Raw genomic sequence first — 26,535 nt, forward strand, 5'->3', positions numbered from 1 at the left:
CCTCTCAGCTCTGATCCCATGCGCGACTTGAGCGGCCTGGTTCAGGTGGGCGCGTTCCTCTCTCAGGGCAACTGAGACCTGTCTCGCCCCTCACGGGACTGGCAAACGCAGAAGGGCGGTGGAGCTATTACAGCTCCACCGCCCTGGGCGAGTGAGTTTAGACGGTGGCGAGGATTCGTTCCTCCGGAAGACATTCGGTGCAGCCCCGGGACTTGCGTCGGTTGGGCACGCTCTGCTTCTTCACGTGTCCGGCCGACGCGCACTTCCACCAGTAGAGGTCGGTTCCGGCGAACATGAGGTCTGGGCGCTTCGACCCGTTGAGGTAGGTGTGGAACTCGGTGACGAGGAGCGGGTCGGTGGTCGCGAGGTCGTTGACCCGTGGCACGAGTCTCCGCCGGGAGCAGATGCTGCAGCCATATCCGGCGACCTTGCGGTCGATGCGCTCGGGGTACCAGCGGGCCGCGGGCGTTGTGCACAGCCAGTAGACCGTGTCGTTGGAGCCGTGCGTGTAGTCGTGGGGCTGCTTGCCGTTGTTGCGGCTGGGGTGCCACTGGGCAGCGATGTCCGGGTGGGTGTCGGCGAGGCTGTTGGCGTTGGCTCGGAGTCGTGCGCGACGGCACGGGTCGCATCCCGCGCCTTGGCTGCGGTTGTAGAGCGACATCTTGTACTGGTGGCCGCAGTCGGGGCGCAGCCACTCGGCCTTGTCGCCGCTTCCCGCGCTCATCTTGGTTGCCGGGTGGGTGCGGGCGTAGTCGGGGTGCAGTTCCGCCGCGAGCCGCGGATGTGTGGTGGTGAGGTCGTTGATGCCGGCGACGATGGTCCGGTTGCTGCAGATGCCGCAGTTCATGCGCGTCTGGGTGCGGTTGGAGGGCGTGGCCCAGTAGACGTGCCCGGCGCGGGGGCAGCGCCAGGCGAGGCTTCGGTGGGAGGCGGCGGCGATGTTGCGCGCCGTTGTCTGGCCGTTCATGACCGGGTCGAGCTCGTCGGCGAGGAGCGGGTGCGTGGTGGCGAGGTCGTTGTACCCGGTCGCAACCGCGGTGTGGCTGCAGATGGGGCACTTCCCGCGCGTCCTGTGCTGGTGGCCGTCGTCGCAGATGAGAAGCCCGTCGCGGGGAACGACGGCGAAGTGCCCCGACGTCATCGAGCGTCCTCGAGCCAGGCTGCTCATCTACGGCAGGCGCGTCGGGGTGGGGCGCTGAGTTAGATCCACGGCCCATCGTGATCGACACAGTCGCTGCACCGCGACGTCGCGACGAGGTCGCGGCGGAATCCGCCCGTCGAGGGGTACTGCTCGCCGTTGCCAAGACCCGTCCAGGCGCCGGGCGTCGACACCTCGCCCCACTGACTCATGTCAGGGTCGTCGCCCTTGTGGTGGCAGCCGACGAAATGTGCCATGCCTCGAGGTGAGACCTGCAGCAACGCGGTCGCAACGCGCTGCCTTCGCTCGGCTCGCTCGGCCTGCTGACGCTCGCCGTGCTCGCAGAACCGGTCGTCCATGTCGTCGAGCTCGCACCAGGCCATGAAGTCATCCTCCACCCGCTCTCGGACGTCGCGCCGGCGGTCAGCCGCGCCGCCGGAACTCTTCGATGATCCCCGGGAGCTCGCCCGACGTCGTGATCACGTGCCGGCGCCGCCCGGGAGCGTTCGGGCCGATGACCTCGCAGTGCTCGAGCTTCGCCAGCAGATCGTCGGCGATCTCCGGCGCGACGTAGAGGTGCCGCGTCAGCGACGCCCGCGTCGCGATCCTCGTCGTCACCACCTGGCGCGCCGCCTCGATCACGAGGGCCGTGTCGACGCTGACGTCGCGCACGTGCACGCTGTGCTCGTCGTTCGTGCGGGCGCTCCGCCCCAGAGCCGCCGCACGTTCCACTTCCCCATGCGCCGAGCATACGAACACGGCGTTCCGAGAACGAGTCCGCGTTCGGGTGGCGCCCTTTCGGGCAGCGTCCCCTGCGGGCCTGCTCAATTCGGCCGCGGGCCTGATCCTGGCGCATACCTGTAGTCGAACATGTGTACCGTTTGAGTGGAGGTCAGATCATGCACGCACTGGACCCGCGGCCTGTCGCTACGGCGTCGATACCGGCGCTCCTGCAGGCCGCACCGGTCGCCGTGGCTTGCGGATCCCGTCACCGGCTCAGGACTACTACGACGGTCCGATCGACCTGACCGCGATGCTCGTCGAGGACCAGGCAGCGACGTTCATCGTTCGAGCCTCCGGGCACTCCATGATCGGCGCCGGAATCAACGACGGCGACGTCGTCGTCACCGTCCTCGACGGCGAGCTCACCGTGAAACGGCTCGAGATCGAAGCCACCGGCGTGATCCTCCGAGCCGAGAACACGGCCCACCCCGACATCACGGTCCCCGAGCTGTCAGACCTGCGCATCTGGGGCGTCGTGACCTACTGCCTGCACCACCGCAGGTAGTCCCGTGCTCGGGCACGTCGACGTGGACTCGGCCTACGCCTCGTTCGAGCGCGTCTTCAGCCCGTCGCTCGAGAGTCGACCACTGGTCGTCCTGAGCAATAACGACGGGATGGTCGTCGCGGCCCCCAAGGAGGCGAGGCCCTCGGTCTCGACCTCGGGAGCCCTGGTTCGAGCTCCGGCCCCTGGCCGAGCGGCTCAACGTCGCAGCGGTCTCTAGCAAATACGAGCTCTACGGCGACATGAGCCGCCGCGTCATGGAAGTGCTCGACCGCTTCACGCACGAGGTCGACGTCTACTCGATCGACGAGGCCTTCCTCAACGTGGACAAGCGCACCGCGGCTGATCCTGAGGCGATGACCGAGCTCGGCCGGACGATCAAGGACGCCCTGTGGCGGCTCATCGGTGTCCCCGTCTGCGGTGTCCCCGTCTGCGTCGGCATCGCGCCGACCAGGACGCTCGCGAAGCTGGCTAACAAGACCGCGAAGAAGCTTCCTGTGTTCGACGGGGTCTGCGTGTGGCCCGCGACCCGACCCGCCTGGCGCGAGCAGCTGATGCGACGCCTGGAAGGACGCCGCACCATGTTCAAGACCATCGCTCGCATCATGAATTCCGTCGTCCGCGCTCCGTTCCAGGACGCCGTTGCCGTGATCGCGGCTGCGCCGCAGCCGTTCAAGCCGGCGCTCGTCGCGCGCCCGGCGGCGGGCATGCGCGTCCAGCCGCGCGACGAGATCCTCCTCGGCGACTTCAGCATGATCTGCCGCGGCACGACCGGCGTCGTGCTCGTGGCGCCCGAAGACTTCCTCGCCGCCGACGAGGTCGTCGTGCTCTGGTCCGACGCCGGCTCGATCGTTTACAAGCTCGACACCCTCGCGCACGCCGCGCTGACGCCCGTCTGAATCGATGAGCCAGTGTCCCCCAAAATGAGTACATGCGCGGAACCTGAGGATGGCTTAGACATCTCATAGGGGGAAGGGAACGGCCGTTCCCTCGTGAGAGATATGGAGATTGCAATGAACATCTCGCGCAAAGCCTGGCGGTTGGGGTCCGCCATCGTCGCCGTCATCGGCCTGACGCTCGTCGCGGCGCCGGCCCACGCCGACACGTCGTCTCCGAACGACGTCATCTACGTCAACAAGTGGAAGGTGACGAGCGTCGGCAGCGCCTACACGACCACCGGATCGTGGCACAACTGCCAGGCCGTGACGAAGTCGTCGGTGGCGGGCTCCGTGACGTGCTCCCTTTCGACGTCCATCTCGAACACGCTGACGGGATCCGTTTCGGCGTCGGTTGCGGACATCAACGCATCGGTCGGCTACAGCACGTCGGCGACGACGACCGTCAGCACGTCCCGTTCCTTTAACATCGCCGCCGGTAAGTCTGGCGAGCTCCAGTGGCAGGCGCAGTACACGTCGAAGAAGGTGACGCAGACGGAGTACCAGTGCCTCGCGAACGGGAACGGCTGCACCAGCCTCGGCAAGACTGCCGTGGCGGTCGCGAGCAAGTACAACCAGCCGAACTTCCGCTTCGTGGCCTCCTAGGCCCTGGCCGCGATCTGCGCTAGACAGTTGACGACAGAGCTTGAATCGAGGATCACCATGAAGCATCGCCACCTGGTCGCTGCGGTCACCATTGCCGTTGCGGCTGCATCTCTGACGGGGTGCTCTTCGACGTCTCAGGCACTGCCGTCGCTGACCGCGCAGGGCGCGTATATCGTGCCGCCCAGCACGGGCACCGGGTCCAAGTCGCTCGGTACGTTCGATGCGGCCACGGACACCGTCTACGTGGCCATCACCTGCCACGGCGGCGGTGACGTGGTCCTCACGCTTCCGCCGTCGACGGTCTCCGTCGACGCGGGATGCACGAGCCCGAGCAAGAAGGGCGGACAGATCGCAAGCAGGACCATCGCCCTCGACAGCACGACGGGCAAGGTGAAAGCCGTGGTCAAGGCGTCCAAGGACGACTCCTGGAGCCTGCTCGTGTCGAAGAGCAAGTGACCTCGGGCCTGGCGTCCTAGGAACACACGACAGACCCCCGCAGCCATCACGGCTGCGGGGGTCTTCCTTTTCGCGACCGCGCTCTCGTGAGAGTCGCCGCCCTCGGGTCGGCGGCGTCGGATCACATCATGCGCTGGCTGACGACCTCGCCGCCATCCCCCGCGCCTCACGAACGAAGCCCCCGTTGCAGCAGTCGCTGCGGCGGGGGGCCGGTCGCGGGGCGCGCAGTACATTGGCGCGATGGTGGCCGCCGCGTTTACGGAGTTCTTTGTCGCTGAAGTCGGTGCTGCGGCGGCGCTAATCGGGTTGCTTTTCGTCGCGATCTCGGTCGCGCCGGAGCGGATCAGCGGCCCAACCGCGTCCCTCGTCGAGCAAACCCGCGCCTCGAGCGCGCTGACTTGCTTTCTCCTGCCGCTCACTCTCGCCCTGTTACCAGGGGCGCACCTCGCCATCCCGGCCATCGTTCTCAGTTTCGGCGGCTTGCTCTTTGTTGCCGCAACCCTTCGCCGGTACCTCGCAACACCTCGCCGGCGAAAGGAGCACCGCGATGGCCTCCTCGGCCTCGTCGGCTTCACCGCCGTGCTCGGCGTCATCCTCGCCTACGGCATCGTTGCACTGGTCGCCCCCACGGGGTCCTCGGCGACCCCCGCCATCGCCAGTGCGACCATTGCTTCGATTCTCCTCGGCGTCGAACGCGCCTGGGCCCTGATCGGCGGGCGCCCCACGAGTAGGACGCAAGTCCTCCGGGACCATGTGCAAGGGCAGCCCCACGGCGCCACACCGCCGGCCACCCGCGAGTCTGACTCGTCTGACGCAACCCGCGAGGATTGACCGTCCGGGCGGAAGGAGGGCCGAGCACCCCTTACCCCGGTGTGCGCGAACGCGCGGATGGGCGAGGTCGCGCTCCGGGAGTGCTCGGACGGCTAGGGGTCTCCGTACGGCGGCGCACAGGATCGACGCGGAGAGGTCGCCTTACTTCTGGTACAGGACGCTGCGCACCAGCGCGGACTGCGCCCGGCGGATTTCGTCCGTGCTGCGCCCGGCGGCGATCAGCTCGTCCAGGATGTCCGCATGCATGGCAGCGAGCAGCGCGTGACTGACATGCACGGCGTCGGCGATCGGGCGCGTGCCGAGGATTTCGCGAACGAGGGGTTCAAGCCGCGCGAATTCGGCGAGGTAGCGGGCGCGGCGTAGGGCGCCGGGCCGCGCGATTTCGCGCGCGCGGGCCAGGTAGCGGTTCTCGAGCTTGAAGATGAGCAGCTGATCGAGTAGCAACACGATGCGCTCGGGCGCCGAGACGCCTGAGTCGGCGCGGTGAATGTCGAGCACCATGTGCACCGGGGCCAGTTTCGCCTCGATCAGCGCGTCGAGCAGCCCCTCACGGCTGCCGAATGCGCGAAAGAGGGTGCCCTTGCCCACGCCCGCCTCGCTCGCGATTGCGTCCATCGTGACGTCGCTCGGCGCCGAGACCGTCACCCTTTGATCCGACTCCGGCGCGCGGACGGCGTTCGTCCGCGCGCCGCTCGCATCCCACCAGGAGCCGCCATGTCACCACGCTGACCACCGATGATCGACGGAGGTTGCTGCGCCGCGGGCGAGCACTGGAGTGGTGCACTTGTGCGGATTCAAGGGGCTGGAGTCTCAACTAGTCCGAGAGAAGTCTCATCTGAGTTGAGAAACGACAGCGGTCGAAACGGGGTTCTGTGGAGCGAGTGACGGGAATCGAACCCGCGCTACCAGCTTGGGAAGCTGGAGTTCTACCATTGAACTACACTCGCGTCGCCCGGAGGCTCGAACCAGCTTAGCGGATGCGCGCGGCACCCGCGCGCACGAGGTGGGCGGGGCCTCCCGGTCGATCGCCGCACGTCGGCACGCGGAGCGGGGCGCCCGTTCCAGCCGGGAGGCCCGGGCCGCCTCCGGCACGTCCCTCCAGGATCCCTGGGAGCGGCCGTGCTCCACGGACACGCCGAGCGTCCGTGTGTACCGTCCACGGTGCCGAGCGATTCCCTGCGCTCGGTGCCCATCGGCCCGTGAGCAGCACTCGGGAGGCGAAGCGGATGGTCAGACACCCACTCATCGACGACGTCGTCGGACCGGCGATCGTGGTCGAGTCGAGTGCCCCGGTGGTCTGGCTCACCGACGCCCTCGCGTCGTTGCTCGCCCGAGCCGCGACGAGCGAACGCCTCGTCGTGCTCCGGACCGAGGCCGACGCCGCGATCACACCCGCGCTCCGGCACGCCCTCGGCGCCCACGGTGCGGCATGGGCCGTCACGGACCGCGACGGCTCCCTGCGCGACGGGCGCACCGGGGTCCGTGCGACCTCCATCGACGACTTCGTGCTCCGCGGCCCGGAACTGTCCGGGACACCGTCGCCCGAGCACCCGGTCGCCCCGCACGCCGTCCCGCAGGTGAGCATCGACCTGACGCTCCGACACCACCCCGACCGCGAGATCAACGTCGGCGGTGCGCTCGAGGCGCTCTGCGACGCGGCGGACAGCTGCCCGGAGCGATGGGGAACCGCCGAGCCGCTCACCGTGCCGTGGGACCGCTGGGTCGTCACCCAGTACGCCAAGCACCGCGCGCCGGACGTCAGCACCTCGTACGCGATCGGGGACGGCATGGCGGCCACCATGACCGCGCACATGACGAACGGCTTCGTGGTCGAGACGCTCTCGGCCATGGTCACCGAGCCGGACGGCGGAGTGGACGCCGTGCTCGACGCCGTCCGCGAGGTCGCGAACGACGTCGTCCCGGTGTTCGGCGTCGTCATGCGGCGCCACGGCGATGCTGACCACATGGTCCGCGCGGTGTCGTACGGCGAACCCGAGCCCGCCGCGGTCGTCGTCGGCCCGGAGGCGACGGCGTTCCTCGACCGCAGCGGCCACTGGCCTCCTGCCGACACCCGCATCGAGACCTTCGGCTCGGACGGCCACGAGGGTCTCCTCGTCCGGTTCGACTCCGGCTGGGATGCGCTCGAGGCGTTCCTCGACCGCATGGACGAGGACCGCTTCCTGACGCTCGTGGGCGGTGGCCCGCTCGAGCCCGCGCAGGCCGAGGGCGCCCTCGACGAGCACGATGCACGGACGCTCGGAGGCGCCGGTGCCCCGTGACGTCACCCTGCTCTCCCGCAAGCCCGTCGACCTGCGGGAGGTGGCGGAAGCGATCGTCGCGCACGCTGACGGTTGGGGCGTGCGCGCCCTCGACGACGGCTCCGTGCTCCAGGTCTGCCGTGACGCCGATCACCCCGTGATCAGCGTCCTCGGTGTGCACCGGGTCGACGCCGCGAGCGAGGTGGAGCGCATCCTGCCCGACGCGCCCCCGCTGCCCGTACCGCTGTGGTGGGTCGACGCCGTCGCGCCCTACGGGCCGGACGGGGAGGCCGGGGTCGCCGCCGCCGAGGAGGCAGCCCGAGCGCTCGACGCGGTCTGCATCGTCCACGGGAGCTGACGACCCCCGGCCGCCGGTTCCCCCGCTCGGGGCAGCGGAAGGCGGCCGGGGTGCTACCGCTGGTCCCCAGCGCCGGGAGCCCGACGGCCGTTCATCGCCGCGAGCCGCTCGTTGTACGCGTTGAGCTCGGCGTCGCCGTCACGGTCCGCCTGCCGGTCGAGGCGCTTGGCGGTTCGCTCGTCCGACTGGATCCAGCCCCGGACGACGAGCAGCGCGACGAGCACCATCGGGATCTCGGAGGCGCCCCAGGCGATCCCCCCGCCGGTGTGCTGGTCGGCGAGGAGCGCGGCGTCGTTCGTCTGCCCGAGCGCGTGGTACCAGTCGAGCGCGTAGACGTCGGAGCTCGTCATGACCGCGACCCCGAAGAACGCGTGGAAGGCGAGCGTGGCCAGCAGCGCGATGATGAGGATCGGGTACGGCGGACGCTTCGGCCCCGGGTCGACCCCGATGAAGACCCAGAAGAACAGGTACCCGCTCAGGATGAAGTGCACGACCATCACGACGTGCCACTCGTGGGACTGCATGGCGTACTGGAACGCGGGCGTGAAGTAGAAGACGATGAGCGAGCCCGCGAAGAGGGTCCCCGCCACGGCGGGCTGCCCGAGGAAGTGCATGTAGCGGGAGTGCACGAACAGCATGAGCCACTCGCGCGAGCCCCGGCTGCCGTCGTTCCGCACGGGCAGGGTCCGCAGCGCCAGGAGCACGGGGCCGCCGAGCACGAGCGGGAGCGGCACGAACATCATGAGACCCATGTGCTGGATCATGTGGCTCGAGAAGTGGATCATCCCGTAGACCGCGGGCCCACCGCTCGTGAACCAGATGAACAGGACACATCCGAGCAGCCACGCCACCGTCCGGTGTACTGGCCACTTGTCGCCGCGACGTCGGAGCTTGCGGACCGCGAGCAGGTACCAGACGCCCATCGTCACCGCGACGGCGAGCCACGCCCAGTCGATCTGCCACTGGGTCAGGAACGTGTGCAGGGTCTGTGCGGGCGGGTACGGGAACCCGATCAGGCCGCTCCGCGCGTCGTCGCCCACCACCGGCGTCTGCGGCACCGGCGGCTGGCTCCGCGACAGACCGACCGAGACGCCCATGGCGATCGCCATGAACACGATCTCGGCCAGGGCGAACCGCACGAACAGGCGGCGGTCGGACGGGTCCCGCAGGAGGCCCGGCACCAGTCGGCGACGCTGCACCACGCCCGCGATCCCGAGCAGGACGAGGATCGTCGCCTTGATCGTGATGAGCCAGCCGTAGGGCGTGGTCACGAGGTCGCCGGGGCCGGTGATCCGGAGCGACGCGTTGATGATCCCCGAGAACGCGACGGCACCGAAGCACCAGCCCGCGAGCGTCGAGTAGCGGGCGACGACCCGGCCCGTCGCGCCCTTCGTGCCCGTGCGCAGGAGCACCACCGCGACCAGACCGCCGACCCAGACGCACACGCCGACCAGGTGGATCGCGAGCGAGTTGACCGCGTTCGCGTGCTGCAACGACCCCGCCGAGTGCCCGGAGAGCGCGAGCGGCAGCAAGGCGAACAGCGCGACGCACGTGGCGACGGCGAGCGTCGTGACGCGGGTGGCGAACGCGGCGATCGCCGTGGCGATGAGGACCGCCGCCGCCGAGACCACGAGGGACTCGCCGATCTCGACCTGGAACGCGAACACCAGGAAGTTCCGCGCGTACACGGGGCTCGTCAACGGCACGCTGAGGGTGGTCGCGGCCGTGAGGAGCACCCCGACGACCGCGGCGAGGAACCAGACGGACCCCGACACGGCGGCCCACCGTGCGGCGCGGTGCTGGATCCGCGACATCTGCTTCGGGTCCTTGCGCTGGGCCGGCAGCGCGAACGCGGCGACGATGAGCAGCCCGACGGTGAGCGCGGCCATGCCGTCGTGCACGGCGCGGGCGATCGGCAGGCTGACGGCGACGAAGTTCCCGGCGTCGACCAGTGACCGGTCGCCCGTCAGCGCCCCCGTGAACGCCATCGAACCGACCGCACAGGCCACCGCGAGCGGCACCGCGATGGCGAGGACCGTCGCGACGGTGGACGCGCGGGCCGGAGCGGGCTCGGTGTCCGGTGCTGGGCCTCCCGGCAGTGCGCCGTCGGTGTCGGAACCGGCGCTGCGCGAGGGGTCGACGCGGTCGTCGGCAGCGGTGGGGGCACCCTCGGTGGGGGAGGAGGTGACGGTCATGCCTGGTCTCGACGGCCTGTTCTCATCAGCGGATGCGCAGCGGGGCCGGGAGGGCCGGGGTGCGCGGACGGTCAATCGTACGTCCGCCTCCCGACACGCCCGCTGAGTCTCCACAGGCCGGGCGCTGCGGCCCCACTCAGTGCACGACGGTCGCGGGCGGAGGCGGCTGGCACCGTCCGGACCGCGCGCAATACGATCGACCCGTGCTGCTCTCCGACCGCGACATCACCGCTCAGCTCGACGCCGGACGGATCGGCCTCGACCCGTACGACCCGTCGCTCGTGCAGCCCTCGAGCATCGACGTCCGGCTCGACAAGTTCTTCCGGCTCTTCGACAACCACAAGTACCCGCACATCGACCCGTCGGTCGACCAGCCGGACCTGACGCGGCTCGTCGAGACCACCGGGGACGACCCCTTCGTCCTGCACCCGGGCGAGTTCGTGCTCGGGTCGACGTTCGAGGTCGTGACGCTGCCCGACGACATCGCGGCGCGACTCGAGGGGAAGAGCTCGCTCGGACGCCTCGGGCTGCTGACGCACTCGACCGCGGGGTTCATCGATCCCGGGTTCTCCGGGCACGTCACGCTCGAGCTGAGCAACGTCGCGACGCTGCCGATCATGCTGTGGCCGGGGATGAAGATCGGGCAGCTCTGCTTCTTCCAGCTCTCCAGCCCGGCGGAGAAGCCCTACGGCTCGGCTGAGTACCAGTCGCGGTACCAGGGGCAGCGAGGGCCGACGGCGTCCCGCTCGGCGCTCAACTTCCACCGGACGGACGTGTCGGGGGAGCGGTAGCGCGCCGGGTCATCGCCCCCGCCGCTCCCGCAGACGCGCGGGTCGTGCCCACCGCCGGGAGGCCCATCCCGGCCCGGAACGACGAGGACCCCGCCCGCGACTGGGTCGCGGACGGGGTCCTGGGTGCGTCGGTGACGCGGCGGGTCAGCCCTGCTTGGCGAGCTGCTCGAGCGTCGGGTTGTTCTTGTACGCCTGGACCGCGTTCTCCTTGGTCACGAGGACCGGGGTGAGCTCGATCGCGGGCACCGTCTTGACGCCGTTGTTGTTGTTGGCCTTGTCGAGGACCGTCTTGGGCTTCTTGCCCTGGCTGAGGGTCTTGACCAGGTCGACGGCCGTGTTGGCCTCGAGCGTCGTGTCCTTGTAGATCGTCGAGTACTGCGTGCCGTTCATGATGAGCGGGATCGACGCGGTCTCCGAGTCCTGGCCCGTGACGATCGGGTTCGGCATACCGGCGGCCTTGGTGGCCGTCAGGATCGCGCGGCCCAGGGTGTCGTTCGGCGACAGGACGCCGTCGAGCTTGGTGCCGCCCGAGTAGTAGTGCGTGATCAGGTTCGTCATGCGGGACTGGGCGTTCTGGGCGAGCCAGCCGTCCGTCTCGACGTTCTGGAACTTGGTCTGACCCGAGACGACCTTGAGCGTGCCGTCCTTGATCTTCGGGGTGAGGACGCTCATCGCACCGTTGTAGAACACCGTCGCGTTGGCGTCGGTGGACGCACCGGCGAAGATCTCGACGTTGTACGGGCCGTTGCCCTTGCTCTTCTTCAGGCCGTCGAGCAGGGCGTGCGCCTGCAGCTGACCGACCTTGAAGTTGTTGAACGCGACGTAGTAGTCGACGTTCTTCGTGTTGAGCAGGTTGCGGTCCCAGGCGATGACGGTCGCGCCGGAGGTCTTGGCGGCCTTGACCTGCGAGCCGAGCTGCGAGCCGTCCTGCGCGCCGATGATGACCGCCTTGTCGCCCTTGGTGACCATGCCGGAGACCTGGCTCTGCTGGTCGGACACGGTGTTCGTGGCGGCGGCGTACTGGATGTCGGCCTTGAAGCCGGCGGCCACGATCGCCTTCTTGAAGGCGGCGCCCGCGAGCACCCAGTTCTGCGACGTCTTGGCGGGGAGCGCGACGCCGATGGTGTCGCCCTTCTTGATGTCCGCACCGCTCGCGCTCGAGCCACCGCGGGCCGAGCAACCGGTGAGGGCGAGACCGGCGACGAGCACGACGCTCGCACCGATCATGAACTTCTTGCGCATGTGATTGCTTTCTCTTCGTTGAGGTACGGGAGGGACGGTGCCGACCCTCCCGGGTCGTGTCGACGGCGGAGGCCGTCGTCGGGTGCCGGCGGCGGTGGTGACCGCCGCCGGCGGGTTCAGGGGATGGGTGGGGTCAGTGGGAGAGGACCTTGTCCGGCTGGTCCTGGATCGACTGCGGCTGCTGGTCCGCGACGGTCGTCTCCTGGGTCTCCTGCCGCCGGAACTGGCGCATCATGCCGCCGATGAGCGACGGACGGCCCTGCGACTTGGAGTAGACGTCGAAGGCGACGGCCACCAGGAGCACGAGACCGCGGATGATCTGCGTCATGTTGGACTCGATGCCGAGCAGCGACAGGCCGTTCGTCAGGAGGGCCATGACCAGACCACCGACGATGGAGCCGGAGACGGTACCGATACCACCGGAGACCGCGGCACCACCGACGAACACGGCGGCGATGGCGTCGAGCTCCCAGCCGGTGCCGTCGTTCGGGCCCGAGGCGTTCGAGTAGGCGGTGAACACCATGCCGGCGACGGCCGCGAGGAGCGACATGTTCGCCATGACGAAGAAGTTCACCTTGCGGGCGCTCACGCCGGACAGGACCGCGGCGTTCGCGTTGCCACCGACGGCGTAGACCTGACGACCGAAGATCGTGTTGCGGGTGATGAAGCCGTAGATGATGACCAGCACGCCGAGGATGATCGCGACGACCGGGACCGAGGTGCCGACGTTGCCGGACGCGAACAGGTAGGTCGCGAACAGGGTCACGGCCACGAGCACGCCGGTCCGGACGAACGACACCCACACCGGGGGGACCTCGGCCTGCATCTTCTTGCGACGCTGGCGACCGCGGACCTCCATGTAGATGAGCGCGAGCGCGGTCACGAGGCCGAGGATCAGGGTGCCGTTGCTGAAGCCGAAGTCCGGGCCGAAGTCCGGGATGAAGCCGGCGCCGATGGTCTGGAAGTCGTTCGGCACGGGGACCGACGTCGAGTTGCCGATGATCTGGTTCGCGCCACGGAAGATGAGCTGACCGGCGAGCGTCACGATGAACGCCGGGACGCGGACGAACGCGACCCAGAAGCCCTGCCACGCGCCGACCGCCGCACCCACGGCGAGACCGAGGATGATCGCGAGCCACCACGGGAAGTGCCAGACCGCCATGGACTGCGCCACGATGATGCCGACGAACGCCGCGACCGACCCGACGGACAGGTCGATGTGACCGGCGATGATCACCATGACCATGCCGAGCGCCAGGATCAGGATGTACGAGTACTGGAGGAAGACGTTGATGATGTTCGTCGGGTCCAGCGTCAGGCCGCCGGTGGCGATCTCGAAGATGATCACGATCGCGACGAGCGCGATGATCATGCCGTACTGGCCGACGCTGTTGCCCTTGCCGAAGAGCAGTCTGAGGTTGTTCATTTCGTGAGTGCGCCCTTCCGCGCGGAGGTCATGCTTCGCATGAGGGTTTCGGGGTCCGCCTCACCGGCGGGGAGGTCGTTGGTGATCGCGCCCTCGAAGATCGTGTAGATGCGGTCCGAGAGGCCGAGGAGCTCCGGGAGCTCCGAGGAGATGAGGATGATGCCCTTCCCCTCGGCCGCGAGCTGCTGGATGATCCCGTAGATCTCGAACTTCGCGCCGACGTCGATGCCGCGGGTGGGCTCGTCGAGGATGAGCAGGTCGGGGTCGGTGAACATCCACTTCGACAGGACGACCTTCTGCTGGTTCCCACCGGAGAGCTTGCCGACGCCCTCCTCGACCGTGGGCACCTTGGTGCGGAGCATCTTGCGGTACTTCTCGGCGACGTCGTACTCCTCGAGGGAGTCGACGACGCCGCCCTTCGAGATCTTCTTGAGGTCGGCCGCGACGGTCGAGCGCTTGACCGTGTCGAGCAGGTTGAGCCCGAGCGCCTTGCGGTCCTCGGACACGTAGCCGATGCCGTTGTCGATCGCCTGCTGGACGTTGTTGACCTTGACCTCGCGGCCGTCCTTGATGATCTGGCCGCTGACGAAGGTGCCGTACGAGTGGCCGAAGATGCTCATCGCCAGCTCCGTGCGGCCCGCGCCCATGAGGCCCGCGAAGCCGACGATCTCGCCGCGGCGCACGTGGAAGTTCGAGCCCTTGCAGACGAGGCGCGTGGGGTCGACCGGGTGCTGGACCGTCCAGTCGCGGACCTCGAAGAAGACGTCGCCGATCTTCGGGGTGCGGTCCGGGAACCGGCTCTCGAGCGAGCGGCCCACCATCCCGCGGATGATGCGGTCCTCGTTGACGCCGTCCGCCTGGACGTCGAGCGTCTCGATGGACTTGCCGTCACGGATGATCGTGATGCTGTCCGCGATCTGCTCGATCTCGTTGAGCTTGTGGCTGATGATGATCGAGCTGACGCCGCGGGACTTGAGGCCGACGATGAGGTCGAGCAGGTGCTGCGAGTCGTTCTCGTTCAGGGCCGCCGTCGGCTCGTCGAGGATGAGGAGTTTGACGTTCTTGTGCAGCGCCTTGGCGATCTCGACGAGCTGCTGCTTGCCGACACCGAGGTTCTTGATCTGCGTGTCCGGGTTGTCGTCGAGGCCGACGCGGGCCAGGAGCTCCTCGGCGCGGAGCTGCGCCGCGGTCCAGTCGATGACGCCGAAGCGGCTCGGCTCGCTGCCGAGGAACAGGTTCTCGGTGATCGACAGCTCCGGGATGAGCGCGAGCTCCTGGTGGATGATGACGATGCCGGCCTGCTCGGACTGCTTGATGTTCGCGAACCGGACCTCCTCGCCTTCGTAGACGATGTCGCCGGTGTAGGTCCCGTAGGGATACACGCCGGACAGGACCTTCATCAGGGTCGACTTGCCCGCGCCGTTCTCGCCGCAGATCGCGTGGATCTCGCCGGCCCGCACGGTCAAGCTGACCTCGGAGAGGGCCTTGACGCCGGGGAACTCCTTGGTGATGGACCGCATCTCGAGGATCGTCTCGTTCGCGGTGATCGACCGGGTCTCGGTGCCGGTTTCGAACTGGCCGGAGCCGGTTCCGATCGGGTGTGACGCCACAGTGCATCTCCTTCTGCCGAGGTGTCGGCAGTCCTTCTGGTGATCGCGCCAGCGGAGGTCACAGCAGCACTGTGTCGGACTCCGTTGTCGCGTCCGGGTCGTCCGCCATGTGAACGGTCACATCGAGCGGAACGGGGGCAATATTACGCACAGGTTCCGGGCGGCTGTCAATTCCCCGGGGTCGCGGTTTGGTAACGCGGTCCGGAGGCCCCTGGAACGGGGGTCAGGGGCGGTCACGACCGGCTCCGGGGCGAGCCGGTCGAGCCGCGGACGACGAGTCGGGGCACGATGTCGACGGGCCGGAGGTCGCCCTCGACCGGGAGCAGGAGGTCGACGCAACGGCGCCCGAGCTCGGCGAAGTCGACGGACACCGTGGTGAGCGGCGGCCAGAAGTGCTGGGCTTCGGGGATGTCGTCGTAGCCGACCACGGACAGGTCGCCGGGGACGTCGAGCCCGTAGGAGCGGGCGGCGTGCATGACGCCGAGGGCCATGGCGTCGTTCGAGCAGAAGATCGCCGTGCAGTCGCGCCAGCGCAGGAGTTCGCGGCCCGCGTGGTACCCGAAGTCGGCGGTCCAGTCCCCGAGGATCGGCGGCTGCACGGGCATGTCGCGGTCGGACATCTCGCGCAGGAACCCCTGCATGCGCGCGTCCGCCTCGATCCAGTCCCGTGGGCCGGCGATGTGCCGCACGTACTGGTGCCCGAGGTCGAGCAGGTGCGCCGTGGCGAGCCGCGCCCCCGTCATCTGGTCCACCCAGAGCGCGGTCGGGTCCTCGCCGATGCTCGATCGCAGCGTGACGTACGGCGTCTGCATGCCGGACTCGGCGATCACGTCGAACACCCGCGTCTGCGGCGCGATGACGACGATGCCCTCGACGTCCTGGTCGAGGAGGTGACCGAGGCCCTGGCGGATCGACGCGTCGTCCGGCGCCGCGATGTTCGCGGTCGTCACGAAGTACCCGCGTCGGACCGCGGCGTCCTCGATCGCCTGGAGGGTCAGCGTCGGCCCGTAGTGGGAGCGCTGCGAGGTGAGGACCCCGATGGTGCGGGAGCGACTGGTGACCAGGGCGCGGGCGGCCCGGTTCGGCCGGTACTGCAGCTGCTCCATGGCGGCGACGACTCTGTCCCGGGTCGCCTCGCGGATCGCGTCGGAGTTGTTGAGGACGCGGGAGACCGTCTGGTGCGACACCCCAGCGACCCGAGCGACGTCCCGGATGCTGGGCGCACGCGACTTCTCTGTCTTCGCCGACGCCATTGCCTTCTCATTCCACCCCGATGTGCACGTTCACATCGCGAGCCACATCATTATGCACGTTCCGCTGGCGGTCGCCGCATCGAGTTCGCGCAGGCACCCGGGAGGCGGCCCAGCCGCAGGGTCCCGCAGTGGAGGGGACGCCTCCCGGGCCGCCGTCCGGACCACCCGGGGACGGGGTCCACCAGGCGTCCGCCTCAGTCGAGCGCGCGCGCCGGGAGCACCGCGAGCTGCCACCCGAGCCACGGGCTGAACGCGAACGGAGCCGCGGCGACCGCGGCCCGCAGCTCGTCCTCCGAGACCCAGACCCACTCGGCGACCTCGTCCGCCGCGGGTCGTGGCACGTCGGTCGTCGTGGCACGGAACACCGGGCAGACCTCGTTCTCGACGATGCCGGACGCGTCGACGGCGCGGTACCGGAAGTCGGGGAGGACCGGGGTCACGTCCGCCACGGTGATCCCGAGTTCGCGCGCGGCACGTCGGGCGATCGCGTCCTCGAAGGACTCGTCCGGCCCGGGATGTCCACAGAACGTGTTCGTCCACACCCCGGGCCAGGTGGCCTTCGTCAGGGCCCGGCGTGTGACCAGGATGTTCCCCTCGGGATCCGACACGTGGCACGAGAACGCCAGGTGCAGCGGCGTCGCGTCGGTGTGCACTGCGAACTTGTCGGCCACACCGATGGGGGCGCCGTCGTCGTCCAGCAGGACGACGGTTTCCGGGAAAGTGCTCATCGCGATGGATAGGTTAGGCCAATGAACGACGACGCGACCGCCGTCGCCCGGGACGGACTCACGCTCGTCGACGAGTGCCTCGAGCGGTTCTTCGCACTCGCCGCGCGTCGGGCCAGCACCTACGGCCGTGCGTCCGAGGACCTCTGGCGTGTGCTCAAGCGCGCCAGCACCGGCGGCAAGCAGTTCCGCCCGCGGATGGTGCTCACCGCCTACACCGGGCTCGGCGGGCGGGACCTCCATGCGGCGGCCCACGTCGGCGCGGCATACGAGCTGCTGCACACCGCGCTCGTGGTGCACGACGACGTCATCGACCGCGACTGGTCCCGGCGGGGCGTGCCGAACGTCGCCGGCAGCTACCGGGACGAGGCCACGACGGGCGGGATCCCGACGCCGGTGGCCGAGCACCGCGGCACGAGCGCGGCCGTCATCGCCGGGGACCTGGCCCTGGCGGGCGCGCCGCGGCTCATCGAGTCGAGCGGCGTCGACGGCGAGCGACGCACGCGACTGCTCGACCTGTTGGACGAGGCCGTGTTCGCGAGCGCCGCGGGCGAGATGACCGACGTCGACCTGTCGATCGGGGTCATGCCGAGCGTGGACGAGATCCTCGCCATGGAGCGCGCGAAGACCTCCGTGTACTCGTTCGAGGCACCGCTGCAGTCCGGCGCGGTGCTCGCGGGGGCGTCGGACGCGGTGGTCGCCGCGCTCGGGGTGTTCGGGCGCGAGATCGGGGTCGCGTACCAGGTGGTCGACGACATCCTCGGGGTCTTCGGGGACGAGGCGACGACGGGCAAGACCGCGGTGGGCGACCTGCGCGAGGGCAAGCGCACCGTGCTCGTGGCCCACGCGGCGACGACCGAGCACTGGGCCGCCATCGAGCCGTTCCTCGGGAACCGGGACCTCACCGACGACCAAGCGGAGCACCTGCGGTTCCGTCTCCTGTGCAGTGGCGCACGCGACGTCGCGCAGGAGCGGGTCGAGCGCCACGCGAGCCTCGCGACGGCCGCGCTGGCGGGCCTCCCGGACGACCTGCGGTGCCAGCTGGCGGCGCTCGCCACCGAGCTCGTGGACCGGGTCCGGTGAGCCGGGGCGACGTGGCGGGCGCGGCCCCGACCGTGACCACGGGGCTCGGCCTGTACGACGCGACCGCGGCGGCCGCCTCGTCGGTCGTCATCCGCCGGTACTCGACGTCGTTCGGGCTCGCATCGCGCCTGCTGCCAGCGCACGTCCGCGAGCACATCGAACACGTGTACGCACTCGTCCGGGTGGCCGACGAGATCGTCGACGGCCCCGCGACCGAGGCCGGTCTGGACCCGACACTCGCGGGCCGCCTGCTCGACGAGCTGGAACAGGACACCGAGCGTGCGATGACGATCGGGTTCTCCGTCAACCCGGTCGTGCACGCCTTCGCCCGGACCGCCCGGACCACCGGGTTCGGAGCCGAGCTGACGCAACCGTTCTTCCGGTCCATGCGGGCCGACCTCACGCGCAGCGAACACGACGACGCTTCGTTCGTCGACTACGTGTACGGCTCCGCCGAGGTCGTCGGACTCATGTGCCTCCGCGCATTCGTGTACCGGGCGGGACGGCCGACCTTCGACGAGGCGGTGCTCGTCACGGGGGCTCGTCGGCTCGGGGCCGCGTTCCAGAAGGTCAACTTCCTGCGCGACCTGCGGGCGGACTTCCTCGAGCTCGGCCGGTCGTACTTCCCCGGGGTCGACGTCCGGTCCTTCGACGAGGCGACGAAGGCGCGGCTCGTGGCCGACGTGCAGGACGACCTCGACGCCGCCGCGCGTGCGCTCCCGCTCCTGCCCGGCCGGGCACGTCCTGCGGTGACCCTCGCGCACGCCCTGTTCCAGGAACTCAACGACCGGATCGCCGCGACCCCGGCCGAGCGGCTCGTCACGACGCGTGTCCGGGTCCCCGACCCGGTCAAGGCCGCTCTGGCCGCCCGGGTGCTCGTCGGCCGCGCCCCCGTCCCTCGCGTTCGACGCGGCAACCGGCCGGGAGGCACGGCATGAGCACCGAGACCACCGCGGCCGACCAGGCCGCCGACACCGCACCGTCCGGCCGCCGCGTCCCCGCCCGTCGCGTCGTCGTCGTGGGTGGCGGCATCAGCGGGCTCGCCGCCGCCGCACTGCTCGCGCGCGACGGCTACGCCGTGACCGTGCTCGAGCAGCGGTCCGAGCTCGGGGGGCGCGCCGGGACCTGGTCGGCCGGTGGCTTCCGGTTCGACACCGGGCCGAGCTGGTACCTGATGCCCGAGGTGTTCGACCACTTCTTCCGGCTGCTCGGGACGTCCGCGGCCGAGCAGCTCGACCTCGTCCGACTCGACCCCGGGTACCGCGTGTACAGCGAGGGCCACGACGAACCCATCGACCTCGCCGCGACCCGCGAGGCCAACGTCGCGCTCTTCGAGTCGATCGAGCCGGGATCGGGCCGTCGGCTCGAGCGCTACCTCGACTCGGCGGCCGAGACCTACGCGATGGCCGTGCGCCGGTTCCTCTACACGAGCTTCCAGGACCTGCGGCGGCTCGCGACACCCGACGTGCTCCGTCGCGCCGGGCGGCTGCTCCGCCTGCTCACCCGGCCGTTGTCGTCCTTCGTCGAGGCCACCGTGCAGGACCGACGCCTGCAGCAGGTGCTGGGGTACCCCGCCGTGTTCCTCGGCACGAGCCCGTATGCCGCGCCGAGCATGTACCACCTGATGAGCCACCTCGACCTCGCCGACGGCGTCCTGTACCCGCAGGGCGGCATCAGCACGGTGATCGACGCGGTCGAGCGGATGGCATCGGCCGAGGGCGCGAGGATCGTGACCGGGGCCACGGTCGACCGGATCGTCGTCGAGCACGGCGCGGTGACGGGCGTGCACCACACGACGTCCGACGGCGACGCGGTCACGACCCCGGCCGACCTCGTCGTCAGTGCGGCCGACCTGCACCACACCGAGACCGACCTGCTGCCGCCGCGGTACCGATCGCACGGCGACGCCTACTGGGAACGTGGCGATCCGGGTCCGAGTGCGGTGCTCGTCTACCTCGGCATCAACGGACCCGTCCCCGGCCTGCTGCACCACACCCTCGTCTTCACGGCGGACTGGCACGCGAACTTCGGCGCGATCTTCGGCAAGGAACGCCACGTGCCCGACCCCGCGTCGATCTACGTGTCCGCGACCTCGGAGACCGACCCCACCGCCGCGCCGGCGGGGTCGAGCAACGTGTTCGTGCTCGTCCCGTTGCCGGCCGACGTCGGGATCGGACGTGGCGGGATCGACGGTGCGGGGGATCCCGAGGTCGAGCGCATCGCGGACCGGGCGATCGCGGCGCTCGCCGAGCGTGCGGGTGTCCCCGATCTCGTCGACCGCATCCGGGTGCGCCGCACCGTGGGGCCGAGGGACTTCGCCGACGACTACAACGCGTGGAGCGGGAGCATGCTCGGGCCGGCCCACACCCTGCGGCAGAGCGCCTTCTTCCGGGCGCGGAACGCGTCGACCCGGGTCGACGGGCTCTACCACGTCGGGGCGTCGACGATCCCCGGCATCGGGCTGCCGATGTGCCTCATCAGTGCCGAGGTGCTGCTCAAACGGATCCACGGCGACACCTCGACCGAGCCGCTCCCGGAGCCGCTCGAGCGACGGCGGCCCTGATGCCCGGGCTCTACCTGGCGGGTCTCGTGGTCGCGCTCGTCGGCATGACGGTGCTCGACGCCCGGTTCCGCCTGTTCTTCTGGCGGGGCCCACGGCGGGCTGCCGCCGTCATGGCCGTCGGGATCGCGTACTTCCTCGTGTGGGACCTCGCGGGGATCGGGCTCGGTGTCTTCCACCGCGGACCGTCCTCGTGGCTCATCGGTGTCCAGGTGGCGCCGGAGGTCCCGGTCGAGGAGTTGTTCTTCCTCGCGCTGCTCTGCTACGTGACGATGGACCTCATCGGCTTCGTCCGACCCGTCGTCGAGCGCACGGCCCCGCCGCGCGTCGAACCTCCCGCCCGCCGGACGAACGGGGTGGCGCGGTGAGCGGGGTGCCGCCGCGGGTGGCCCGCGTGCTCTCGGTGCTCTCGGTGCTCCCGGCCGCCGGGGTGGTGCTCCGATGACCGCGGGCGCGGCGACCTACGCCCTCCTCGACCTCGCGTTCCTCGCCGTCGTGGTCCTCGTGGCCGTGGCCGCCGCGGTCGTCGCGGTGCGTCGGGTGGCGGCCCGGCGCGGACCGGAGGCCGTCGTGCGGTGGCGTCGCACGGTCCTCCTGACCGGCCTGGTGGCGGGCGTCGTCCTGGTCGTGGCGACGGTCGTGTTCGACAACGTGATCGTCGGCACCGGCATCGTGGCGTACGACGCGCAGCGGATCAGCGGCATCCGTCTCGGCGTCGTCCCGGTCGAGGACCTGGCGTACGCGATCGCGGCGGTCCTGCTGCTGCCGTCGCTCGTCGTGTTGTTCGGGCCCCGATCGAGGTCGGAACAGTGAGCGCCGCGAGGCCGACGGCCCGACCGCGCCGCGCGGGGTCGACACTCCGGGCGCTGTTCGTGTCGTCCCGGCCGGTGAGCTGGGTGAACACCGCGTACCCGTTCGCGGCCGCGTACGTGCTCGGCACCGGGGTCGGGACGCACGAGGCGGACGGCTTCCACCTCGCGGTCCTCGTGCTCGGGGTCGTGTACTTCCTCGTCCCCTACAACCTCGCGATGTACGGGATCAACGACGTGTTCGACTACGAGTCGGACCTGCGGAACCCGCGCAAGGGCGGCGTCGAGGGCGCCCTGCTCGACCGCAGTGTGCATCGGACGACCCTCGTCGCCGTCGTCGTGACGAACGTGCCGTTCCTCGTCGCACTCGTGTTGCTCGGCGGCCCGTGGAGCTGGCTCGTGCTCGCCGTCAGCGTGTTCGCCGTCGTCGCGTACTCCGCGCCGGGGTTGCGGTTCAAGGAGCGGCCGTTCCTCGACTCCCTGACCTCGAGCACGCACTTCGTGTCCCCGGCGGTGTACGGCCTGACGCTCGCGGGGGCGCACTGGACGGGCTCGCTCCTGGCCGTGTGCGTGTCGTTCTTCCTCTGGGGCGTCGCGAGCCACGCGTTCGGTGCGGTCCAGGACGTCGAGGCCGACCGCGCCGGGGGCATCGGGTCCGTCGCGACGGTCATCGGCGCCCGGGCCACGGTGCGCCTGGCGTTCGTGGCCTACGTCGTCGCGGGGCTCGTCGTGCTCGCGACGCCGTTCCCGGGGCCGTTCGCGGCGATCGTCGTCGTGCCCTACGCGCTGAACGTCCTGCCGTGGTGGTCGGTCGCCGACGCCGACGCCGACGCGGCGAACGCCGGGTGGCGCCGGTTCCTGCTCGTGAACTACCTGGCGGGGTTCCTCGTCACCATGGTGCTCATCGGCTACGCCGCGACCCGCTGAGTCGCGGCGGCGCCCGCGCCCGACCTCAGGCGACCCGCTGGGTCACGTCGGCGAACCCCGACCTCAGTGCGCGGAGCGGCGCTTGGCCTGCTCGACCGCGCTCCGGATGCCCCGGCGCCACTGGGGGCCGTGTCCGGGGAGCACGATCCGTGCCTCGGTGTCGACGAGCCGGTCGAGCGACTCCAGGGCGGCGCCGCTGTCCGCGGTGGCCGACCCGGCGACGATCTGCGGGCCGATCCCGCCGGTGTACGGGTCGAGCGTGACGATCGCGTCGCCGGCGATGAGGGCGTCGCGGTCGGCGAAGTACAGCGCGACGTGGCCGTCGGTGTGCCCGGGCGTCTCGATGATCCACGGGGAGGCCTGCACGGCGTCCCGCTCGTCGAGCGGCTTCGTGTCGGTCACACCCTCGACCATGAGCGCTCCCGCGACCACCATCCGCGCGAGCTTCGGGAGGCCGGCGGGGTGTGTCAGCGGGTACACGAGCCGGTTCCGCTCCGTCCGGTACCGGTAGGGGTGAGCGGCCAGCTCCGCGTCCCGCGGGTGCACGAGCACCGGCACGTCCCACTCCCGACGCGCACGGGCCGCGGTGCCGACGTGGTCGAAGTGCCCGTGCGTGAGCGCGATGCCCTCGACGGCGTCGGGGGTGTACCCGAGCTCGGCGATCGCGACGAGCAGGTGCGGCCACGCGGCGGGCAGACCGCTGTCGACGACGAGCAGTTGGTCGCCGGTCTCGACGAGGTAGAGGTTCGTGTGGGCGATCTCGAGGCGGTGGATCCCCTCGGCGACGTCTCGGAACAGCATGGCCGCAGGCTACTCGTCGGCGCCCGCGCGGGCCGTCGGGCGGCACGACGGTGTGCGCGACCGGGGGACGGCCGACGTCGGCGCCTGGGAGACCGGTGCGAGCCGCATGAGCGTCCACTCGACTCCGAGTAGGCACGGCGGTGGACGACTCCACACGAGAGGACCACCATGAAGAGATTGCTGTTCATCGCCGGCATCGCGCTGGGGTACGTGCTCGGAGCCCGAGCCGGACGCTCCTCGTACGAGCGCATCCGCACCCGGGCGCAGGGCGTGTGGTCGGACCCGAAGGTGCAGAAGGGCCTCCACGACGCCGAGGGCTTCGTCAAGGACAAGGCACCGGTCGTCGCGAGCAAGGTCAAGGACGCGGCGACGAGTGCCGCCGGCGCCGTGCAGAGCAAGGTGAAGTCGTCGGGCGACACCGACACCGACGCCTCGAGCACCGACACCGTGGCCGGCGGACCCGGCACCGCGGGTCCGAGCGCTGCGGGCAAGCCGGAGGCGACGAGCGCCGCCACGTCGAGCGAGACCGACACGACCGGTACGGCAGGCACGCCGTCGCCGGACGCGGTGTAGGCCCGGTATGGCCGACAGCGGATCGCGCGACAGCATCCCGCAACTCGAACTCCAGAACGTGCGGACGCGCGAGGACCTGCGCCACACCGTGAACGAGGTCGTGCGGCGCTCGGACGTCCCCGCACAGTGGCGCTTGGCGGTCGCGAAGGCGCGTCAGCAGTTGCACCGGGACCCGACGCCCCTCGTGGCCATGGCCGTCACGGCCGGTGCGGGACTCGTGGCGATCGTCGGCGGCGTGGTCATCGGTCGGACGGACGCGGGGCGCCTCGACGCCGCGCGGGAGCCGATGCTGCTGCCCGTCTACAAGCCCGGCAAGACCAAGAAGAGCGGCAAGCGGAAGAAGGCCGCCTTCGCCCGCAAGCCCGACAAGCTGAACCCCGTCCAGAAGCGTCGCGACGCCGACGACCGGTGAGTCGCCACGCCGCGACCCGCTGACGACGTCGACCACAGGAGGAGCCACCGATGGCAAGGAACACCGCACCGGACCCGGACGACCCCCGCAAGCCGGACGACCCGACCGACCTGACGAAGCCCTCGTGGCAGTACACGCTCAAGAAGACGCTCCGCGAGTTCTCGAGTGACCAGTGCACCGACCTGGCAGCCGGCCTGACGTACCACGCCGTCCTGGCGGTGTTCCCGGCGATCCTCGCGATCGTCTCGATCCTCGGCCTGTTCGGCGAGGGGCAGGCGACGGTCGACCAGGTCATGAAGGTGCTCGGCAACGTCGGTTCGAACCAGGTCGTCGACCTGCTCAAGGGCCCGATCAACGGTCTCGTCCGGTCGCCCGCGGCCCCGCTCGCGTTCATCGTGGGTGTGCTCGGCGCGCTGTGGTCCGCGTCCGGGTACGTCGGGTCGTTCGGCCGTGCGATGAACCGCATCTACGGCATCCGTGAGGGGCGTCCGATCTGGAAGCTCCGCCCGACGATGCTCGGTGTGACGGTGTTCACGGTCGTCCTGCTCGTCATCGGCGCGCTCATGCTCGTGCTCTCCGGCCCGGTGGCCGAGGCGGTCGGCAACGCGATCGGACTCGGTTCCGTCGCGGTGACCGTGTGGGACTACGCCAAGCTCCCGATCCTCGCGGCGATCGCGGTCGTGATCATCGCGATCCTCTACTACTGGTCACCGAACGTCCGGCAGCCGAAGTTCCGCTGGATGAGCCTGGGCGCGCTCCTGGCGCTCCTCATCTGGATCATCGCCTCGATCGCGTTCGCGTTCTACGTCGCGAACTTCTCGCACTACAACAAGACGTACGGGTCGCTCGGCGGCGTGATCGTGTTCCTCCTGTGGATCTGGATCACGAACTGCGCTCTGCTGTTCGGCGCCGAGTTCGACGCCGAGGTCGAGCGCGGCCGCGAACTCCAGGCCGGCATCCACGCCGAGGAGGACATCCAGCTCCCCGAGCGCGACACCCGCCAGATCGACAAGCAGGACGAGAAGCACGCGAAGGACGTCCTCTCCGGCATCGAGATCCGCGAGAGCGCCGGTCGAGAGAAGTGAGCAGGGGCCTCCCGTCCGTCGCGCCGCGCGCGTCGCGGCCGGGAGGCCCGACTCGGCCCGGCACCGCAGCGGCGTTCCGTAGGCTGACACGGTGACCGACACCGTGCCTCCCGTCCGACCGACCGCACTCGTGACCGGGGCGACCCGGGGGATCGGACGCGCGATCGCGGCCGACCTCGGCCGCACGCACCACGTGCTCGTCGGTGGGCGGTCCGCCGCTGCCGTCGCCGCCGTCGTCGACGCGCTGCCGTCCGCCGAGCCGTTCGTGGCCGACCTCGTCGCGGGCCCGCTGCCACCGCTGCCGGACCGGCTCGACGTGCTCGTGCACTCCGCCGGCATCGAGGAGGGCGGCCGCGTCGCCGACACCCCCCGCGACGTGTGGGAGCGCGTCCTCGCCACGAACGTCGTCGCGGTCGCGGAACTCACCCGGCTGGCGCTGCCCGCGCTCCGGTCCGTCCGCGGCCTCGTCGTCACGATCAACAGCGGCTCGGGGTTCGTGAGCGGGCCCGGCGGCGGCGTCTACGGTGCGTCGAAGTTCGCCCTGCGGGCCTTCGCCGACGCCCTCCGCGAGGAGGAGCGCGAGCACGGGGTCCGCGTGTCCGGCGTCCACCCGGGACGCGTCGACACCGACATGCAGGTCGCCCTCGCCACCAAGCTCGGCGAGGACTACGACACCCGCTACTACCTGGCGCCCGAGGACGTCGCCGCCGCGGTGCGGACCGTGGTCGACCTGCCGGAGCGCGGCACCGTCGAGCTGCTCAGCGTGCGGCCCACCCGCAAGCGCTGACCCCGGGGTACACCGCGGAGCGCCAGGCACGGAGGTGCGCGGCGCAGGATCGGGACATGGCCGACGACGAGCAGCAGACCCGCGAGGACTTCCACCGTGCCGTGAACATGACGGCGACCGAGCTGCGCCACTGGCTCGACACCGACGACTCGAAGGCCGTGGGGCAGAAGCCCGACGGCGGCGGCGAGTCGACCGGGCACGAGAGCGGCCGGCACATCGTCCGGATCCTGGAGAAGCGGCAGGGCGAGTACACCGACGACGACTACGCGCACATGCGCAAGGTGGTCGGCTACGTCGCCCGGCACTCCGCCCAGCGTCCCTCGGGCGACGACACGCACACGCGCTGGCGGTACTCCCTCATGAACTGGGGCCACGACCCCGAGAAGTGA

General features: G+C 70.2%; 30 protein-coding genes, 1 tRNA gene and 1 pseudogene. 20 read left to right on the plus strand and 12 right to left on the minus strand.

The annotated features are described in order from the left end of the window. Positions 1-157: 157 nt before the first annotated feature. From DEI93_RS02150 to DEI93_RS02160, 3 genes are read right to left on the minus strand one after another with little or no spacing between them, the layout of a single operon-like run. Positions 158-1,141, minus strand: coding sequence for a zinc-ribbon domain-containing protein (locus DEI93_RS02150; protein ID WP_181436026.1), 984 nt, complete (start codon positions 1,139-1,141; stop codon positions 158-160). 59 nt (positions 1,142-1,200) lie between these two features. After that, positions 1,201-1,521 (minus strand): hypothetical protein, encoded by a 321-nt coding sequence (locus tag DEI93_RS02155; RefSeq protein ID WP_146244394.1) that lies wholly within the window; start codon positions 1,519-1,521, stop codon positions 1,201-1,203. A 40-nt stretch (positions 1,522-1,561) separates the two neighbouring features. After that, positions 1,562-1,870: a hypothetical protein gene (locus DEI93_RS02160; protein ID WP_111119674.1), complete on the minus strand. Its 309-nt coding sequence runs from the start codon at positions 1,868-1,870 to the stop codon at positions 1,562-1,564. Positions 1,871-2,037: 167 nt separating this feature from the next. On the opposite strand from DEI93_RS02160, the pseudogene DEI93_RS02165 reads away from it, so the two are divergent. The 6 genes and pseudogenes from DEI93_RS02165 (at position 2,038) to DEI93_RS02190 (ending at position 5,251) form a co-directional block, all read left to right on the plus strand. Then, positions 2,038-2,426 (plus strand): annotated as a pseudogene (locus tag DEI93_RS02165) (LexA family protein). Between the two features lie 22 nt (positions 2,427-2,448). Further along, complete coding sequence (locus tag DEI93_RS02170) at positions 2,449-2,643, plus strand: Y-family DNA polymerase (protein WP_258372234.1); 195 nt, start codon at positions 2,449-2,451, stop codon at positions 2,641-2,643. Beyond that, complete coding sequence (locus DEI93_RS02175; protein WP_349815075.1) at positions 2,609-3,322, plus strand: Y-family DNA polymerase; 714 nt, start codon at positions 2,609-2,611, stop codon at positions 3,320-3,322. Before DEI93_RS02170 ends, DEI93_RS02175 begins: the two co-directional genes overlap by 35 nt. A 114-nt stretch (positions 3,323-3,436) precedes the next feature. Then, positions 3,437-3,964 carry a hypothetical protein gene (locus DEI93_RS02180; RefSeq protein ID WP_111119676.1) on the plus strand — a complete coding sequence of 176 codons (528 nt, stop codon included), beginning with the start codon at positions 3,437-3,439 and terminating at the stop codon, positions 3,962-3,964. 57 nt (positions 3,965-4,021) lie between these two features. Continuing rightward, positions 4,022-4,420, plus strand: coding sequence for a hypothetical protein (locus DEI93_RS02185; RefSeq protein ID WP_146244395.1), 399 nt, complete (start codon positions 4,022-4,024; stop codon positions 4,418-4,420). Positions 4,421-4,660: 240 nt separating this feature from the next. After that, positions 4,661-5,251: a hypothetical protein gene (locus tag DEI93_RS02190; RefSeq protein WP_111119678.1), complete on the plus strand. Its 591-nt coding sequence runs from the start codon at positions 4,661-4,663 to the stop codon at positions 5,249-5,251. Between the two features lie 141 nt (positions 5,252-5,392). Here the strand turns inward: DEI93_RS02190 and DEI93_RS02195 are convergent, their stop codons facing one another. Then, the gene (locus DEI93_RS02195) at positions 5,393-5,896 is read right to left on the minus strand and encodes a TetR/AcrR family transcriptional regulator (protein WP_258372228.1); all 504 of its coding nucleotides are present in this window, start codon (positions 5,894-5,896) and stop codon (positions 5,393-5,395) included. A 228-nt stretch (positions 5,897-6,124) separates the two neighbouring features. Further along, positions 6,125-6,198, minus strand: a tRNA-Gly gene (locus DEI93_RS02200). 279 nt (positions 6,199-6,477) lie between these two features. On the opposite strand from DEI93_RS02200, the gene DEI93_RS02205 reads away from it, so the two are divergent. Then, positions 6,478-7,530, plus strand: a complete 1,053-nt coding sequence (locus DEI93_RS02205) for a DUF6177 family protein (protein WP_111027619.1) — start codon at positions 6,478-6,480, stop codon at positions 7,528-7,530. Continuing rightward, positions 7,520-7,867: a hypothetical protein gene (locus DEI93_RS02210; RefSeq protein ID WP_146242778.1), complete on the plus strand. Its 348-nt coding sequence runs from the start codon at positions 7,520-7,522 to the stop codon at positions 7,865-7,867. The genes DEI93_RS02205 and DEI93_RS02210 overlap by 11 nt, the downstream gene beginning before the upstream one ends. Positions 7,868-7,920: 53 nt before the next feature. Here DEI93_RS02210 and DEI93_RS02215 read toward each other — a convergent pair whose 3' ends face one another. After that, positions 7,921-10,062, minus strand: a complete 2,142-nt coding sequence (locus DEI93_RS02215) for a bifunctional copper resistance protein CopD/cytochrome c oxidase assembly protein (RefSeq protein ID WP_111119679.1) — start codon at positions 10,060-10,062, stop codon at positions 7,921-7,923. Positions 10,063-10,265: 203 nt separating this feature from the next. On the opposite strand from DEI93_RS02215, the gene dcd reads away from it, so the two are divergent. Beyond that, the gene (dcd, locus tag DEI93_RS02220; RefSeq protein ID WP_111009702.1) at positions 10,266-10,853 is read left to right on the plus strand and encodes a dCTP deaminase; all 588 of its coding nucleotides are present in this window, start codon (positions 10,266-10,268) and stop codon (positions 10,851-10,853) included. Between the two features lie 144 nt (positions 10,854-10,997). Here dcd and DEI93_RS02225 read toward each other — a convergent pair whose 3' ends face one another. The 5 genes from DEI93_RS02225 to idi all read right to left on the minus strand — a co-directional run bounded on the left by DEI93_RS02225 (position 10,998) and on the right by idi (position 17,112). Then, positions 10,998-12,095: a substrate-binding domain-containing protein gene (locus DEI93_RS02225; protein WP_111119680.1), complete on the minus strand. Its 1,098-nt coding sequence runs from the start codon at positions 12,093-12,095 to the stop codon at positions 10,998-11,000. A gap of 133 nt (positions 12,096-12,228) precedes the next feature. Continuing rightward, positions 12,229-13,521 (minus strand): multiple monosaccharide ABC transporter permease, encoded by a 1,293-nt coding sequence (gene mmsB / locus DEI93_RS02230; protein ID WP_111119681.1) that lies wholly within the window; start codon positions 13,519-13,521, stop codon positions 12,229-12,231. Next, the gene (gene mmsA, locus DEI93_RS02235; protein WP_111119762.1) at positions 13,518-15,041 is read right to left on the minus strand and encodes a multiple monosaccharide ABC transporter ATP-binding protein; all 1,524 of its coding nucleotides are present in this window, start codon (positions 15,039-15,041) and stop codon (positions 13,518-13,520) included. Before mmsA ends, mmsB begins: the two co-directional genes overlap by 4 nt. Positions 15,042-15,364: 323 nt before the next feature. Further along, positions 15,365-16,384, minus strand: a complete 1,020-nt coding sequence (locus DEI93_RS02240) for a LacI family DNA-binding transcriptional regulator (RefSeq protein WP_111119682.1) — start codon at positions 16,382-16,384, stop codon at positions 15,365-15,367. A gap of 194 nt (positions 16,385-16,578) precedes the next feature. Then, positions 16,579-17,112, minus strand: a complete 534-nt coding sequence (idi, locus tag DEI93_RS02245) for an isopentenyl-diphosphate Delta-isomerase (protein ID WP_111119683.1) — start codon at positions 17,110-17,112, stop codon at positions 16,579-16,581. Positions 17,113-17,133: 21 nt separating this feature from the next. Between idi and DEI93_RS02250 the strand changes: the two genes are divergently transcribed. The 6 genes from DEI93_RS02250 to DEI93_RS02275 all read left to right on the plus strand — a co-directional run bounded on the left by DEI93_RS02250 (position 17,134) and on the right by DEI93_RS02275 (position 22,488). After that, the gene (locus DEI93_RS02250; RefSeq protein WP_111119684.1) at positions 17,134-18,192 is read left to right on the plus strand and encodes a polyprenyl synthetase family protein; all 1,059 of its coding nucleotides are present in this window, start codon (positions 17,134-17,136) and stop codon (positions 18,190-18,192) included. Continuing rightward, positions 18,189-19,130 carry a phytoene/squalene synthase family protein gene (locus tag DEI93_RS02255; RefSeq protein WP_258372229.1) on the plus strand — a complete coding sequence of 314 codons (942 nt, stop codon included), beginning with the start codon at positions 18,189-18,191 and terminating at the stop codon, positions 19,128-19,130. The genes DEI93_RS02250 and DEI93_RS02255 overlap by 4 nt, the downstream gene beginning before the upstream one ends. Then, entirely contained in the window at positions 19,127-20,755 is a 1,629-nt protein-coding gene (gene crtI, locus DEI93_RS02260) for a phytoene desaturase family protein (protein WP_111119685.1), read from the plus strand. Before DEI93_RS02255 ends, crtI begins: the two co-directional genes overlap by 4 nt. After that, the gene (locus DEI93_RS02265) at positions 20,755-21,120 is read left to right on the plus strand and encodes a lycopene cyclase domain-containing protein (RefSeq protein ID WP_111009695.1); all 366 of its coding nucleotides are present in this window, start codon (positions 20,755-20,757) and stop codon (positions 21,118-21,120) included. The genes crtI and DEI93_RS02265 overlap by 1 nt, the downstream gene beginning before the upstream one ends. A 73-nt stretch (positions 21,121-21,193) precedes the next feature. After that, a complete protein-coding gene (locus DEI93_RS02270) occupies positions 21,194-21,565 on the plus strand; it encodes a lycopene cyclase domain-containing protein (protein ID WP_111119686.1) in 372 nt (123 codons plus the stop codon). Continuing rightward, positions 21,562-22,488, plus strand: a complete 927-nt coding sequence (locus DEI93_RS02275) for a prenyltransferase (protein WP_111119687.1) — start codon at positions 21,562-21,564, stop codon at positions 22,486-22,488. Before DEI93_RS02270 ends, DEI93_RS02275 begins: the two co-directional genes overlap by 4 nt. Before the next feature lie 63 nt (positions 22,489-22,551). Here the strand turns inward: DEI93_RS02275 and DEI93_RS02280 are convergent, their stop codons facing one another. Continuing rightward, positions 22,552-23,289 (minus strand): MBL fold metallo-hydrolase, encoded by a 738-nt coding sequence (locus DEI93_RS02280; RefSeq protein WP_111012242.1) that lies wholly within the window; start codon positions 23,287-23,289, stop codon positions 22,552-22,554. 168 nt (positions 23,290-23,457) lie between these two features. Between DEI93_RS02280 and DEI93_RS02285 the strand changes: the two genes are divergently transcribed. The 5 genes from DEI93_RS02285 (at position 23,458) to DEI93_RS02305 (ending at position 26,535) form a co-directional block, all read left to right on the plus strand. After that, positions 23,458-23,862, plus strand: a complete 405-nt coding sequence (locus tag DEI93_RS02285; protein ID WP_146244396.1) for a YtxH domain-containing protein — start codon at positions 23,458-23,460, stop codon at positions 23,860-23,862. Positions 23,863-23,869: 7 nt separating this feature from the next. Next, complete coding sequence (locus DEI93_RS02290) at positions 23,870-24,274, plus strand: hypothetical protein (RefSeq protein ID WP_111009690.1); 405 nt, start codon at positions 23,870-23,872, stop codon at positions 24,272-24,274. Positions 24,275-24,324: 50 nt separating this feature from the next. Then, complete coding sequence (locus DEI93_RS02295; RefSeq protein ID WP_111009689.1) at positions 24,325-25,359, plus strand: YihY/virulence factor BrkB family protein; 1,035 nt, start codon at positions 24,325-24,327, stop codon at positions 25,357-25,359. 91 nt (positions 25,360-25,450) lie between these two features. Then, positions 25,451-26,146: an SDR family oxidoreductase gene (locus DEI93_RS02300; RefSeq protein ID WP_111035428.1), complete on the plus strand. Its 696-nt coding sequence runs from the start codon at positions 25,451-25,453 to the stop codon at positions 26,144-26,146. Positions 26,147-26,202: 56 nt separating this feature from the next. Next, positions 26,203-26,535 (plus strand): DUF3140 domain-containing protein, encoded by a 333-nt coding sequence (locus DEI93_RS02305; protein ID WP_111119689.1) that lies wholly within the window; start codon positions 26,203-26,205, stop codon positions 26,533-26,535.

This window comes from Curtobacterium sp. MCBD17_035 (assembly GCF_003234815.2).
Lineage (GTDB): Bacteria > Actinomycetota > Actinomycetes > Actinomycetales > Microbacteriaceae > Curtobacterium.

Coding starts and splice junctions, on each gene's coding strand:
- DEI93_RS02150 (WP_181436026.1), bottom strand. CDS start 1,141: ATGACGTCGGGGCACTTCGCCGTCGTTCCCCGCGACGGGCTTCTCATC.
- DEI93_RS02155 (WP_146244394.1), bottom strand. CDS start 1,521: ATGGCCTGGTGCGAGCTCGACGACATGGACGACCGGTTCTGCGAGCAC.
- DEI93_RS02180 (WP_111119676.1), top strand. CDS start 3,437: ATGAACATCTCGCGCAAAGCCTGGCGGTTGGGGTCCGCCATCGTCGCC.
- DEI93_RS02185 (WP_146244395.1), top strand. CDS start 4,022: ATGAAGCATCGCCACCTGGTCGCTGCGGTCACCATTGCCGTTGCGGCT.
- DEI93_RS02190 (WP_111119678.1), top strand. CDS start 4,661: ATGGTGGCCGCCGCGTTTACGGAGTTCTTTGTCGCTGAAGTCGGTGCT.
- DEI93_RS02205 (WP_111027619.1), top strand. CDS start 6,478: ATGGTCAGACACCCACTCATCGACGACGTCGTCGGACCGGCGATCGTG.
- DEI93_RS02215 (WP_111119679.1), bottom strand. CDS start 10,062: ATGACCGTCACCTCCTCCCCCACCGAGGGTGCCCCCACCGCTGCCGAC.
- DEI93_RS02225 (WP_111119680.1), bottom strand. CDS start 12,095: ATGCGCAAGAAGTTCATGATCGGTGCGAGCGTCGTGCTCGTCGCCGGT.
- mmsB (WP_111119681.1), bottom strand. CDS start 13,521: ATGAACAACCTCAGACTGCTCTTCGGCAAGGGCAACAGCGTCGGCCAG.
- mmsA (WP_111119762.1), bottom strand. CDS start 15,041: ATGCGGTCCATCACCAAGGAGTTCCCCGGCGTCAAGGCCCTCTCCGAG.
- DEI93_RS02240 (WP_111119682.1), bottom strand. CDS start 16,384: ATGGCGTCGGCGAAGACAGAGAAGTCGCGTGCGCCCAGCATCCGGGAC.
- idi (WP_111119683.1), bottom strand. CDS start 17,112: ATGAGCACTTTCCCGGAAACCGTCGTCCTGCTGGACGACGACGGCGCC.
- DEI93_RS02250 (WP_111119684.1), top strand. CDS start 17,134: ATGAACGACGACGCGACCGCCGTCGCCCGGGACGGACTCACGCTCGTC.
- crtI (WP_111119685.1), top strand. CDS start 19,127: ATGAGCACCGAGACCACCGCGGCCGACCAGGCCGCCGACACCGCACCG.
- DEI93_RS02265 (WP_111009695.1), top strand. CDS start 20,755: ATGCCCGGGCTCTACCTGGCGGGTCTCGTGGTCGCGCTCGTCGGCATG.
- DEI93_RS02270 (WP_111119686.1), top strand. CDS start 21,194: ATGACCGCGGGCGCGGCGACCTACGCCCTCCTCGACCTCGCGTTCCTC.
- DEI93_RS02280 (WP_111012242.1), bottom strand. CDS start 23,289: ATGCTGTTCCGAGACGTCGCCGAGGGGATCCACCGCCTCGAGATCGCC.
- DEI93_RS02285 (WP_146244396.1), top strand. CDS start 23,458: ATGAAGAGATTGCTGTTCATCGCCGGCATCGCGCTGGGGTACGTGCTC.
- DEI93_RS02290 (WP_111009690.1), top strand. CDS start 23,870: ATGGCCGACAGCGGATCGCGCGACAGCATCCCGCAACTCGAACTCCAG.
- DEI93_RS02295 (WP_111009689.1), top strand. CDS start 24,325: ATGGCAAGGAACACCGCACCGGACCCGGACGACCCCCGCAAGCCGGAC.
- DEI93_RS02305 (WP_111119689.1), top strand. CDS start 26,203: ATGGCCGACGACGAGCAGCAGACCCGCGAGGACTTCCACCGTGCCGTG.